Origin of the sequence: Streptomyces albospinus (genome assembly GCF_014648695.1) — a bacterium.
In the GTDB taxonomy this organism is placed as follows: domain Bacteria; phylum Actinomycetota; class Actinomycetes; order Streptomycetales; family Streptomycetaceae; genus Streptomyces; species Streptomyces albospinus.
In genome coordinates this window covers 1-586 of record NZ_BMRP01000154.1, presented here as the reverse complement: position 1 = coordinate 586, position 586 = coordinate 1, and the positions used below count along the sequence as shown (strand labels likewise).

The 586-nt window shown below is 68.6% G+C and carries 1 protein-coding gene; it reads left to right on the top strand.

Translation table 11 applies throughout. From position 1 onward, the window contains the following. A partial coding sequence (locus IEZ17_RS41735) for an oxidoreductase dimerization domain-containing protein (protein WP_506005284.1) occupies positions 1-349 on the top strand: 349 nt, incomplete at its 5' end. Between the last annotated feature and the right edge of the window lie 237 nt (positions 350-586).

The window sequence follows — 586 nt, the reverse complement described above, 5'->3', positions numbered from 1 at the left end:
CTTCTTCACCGACCCCGAAGCGGCTGCCGTGGGCATGACCGCCGAGCAGGCAACCCAGGCCGGCCACCGCATCAAGGCCGTGGACCTCGACTTCAACGCCGCCCAAGGCGCCAACCTCTACGCCGACAACTACCGTGGCCACGCGCGGATGGTCGTCGACCTCGACCGGGACGTCCTGCTCGGGGTGACCTTCGTCGGCCCCGGGGTCAGCGAACTGCTGCACTCGGCGACCCTCGCCGTCGTCGGCGAGATCCCGTTCAAGCGGCTCCGGCACGCGATCGCCTGCTTCCCGACCGTCAGCGAGATCTGGCTCTTCCTGCTCGCCGCCTGCCAACGCGACCGCGACTGAGCCGCTCTATAGGATCCGCGTTTTCGTGAGCACTGGCTGCTGCGGAAACGCCGGAATCCGTGCTTGATGAGCAGTGGTGGCGTCGGCCGACCGTGAGCGATCCGGCCCGGTGGGCGGTGATGGGTGGTCACCGTGTAGGGCGCGACTGCTGGGCCTGAATGAGTGGGCGCATGCGGTAGGTGCTGTGAACCTCCAGGCCGTGGCGGCCCGGAAACGGTCCTGTATGGGGCGGTGGCG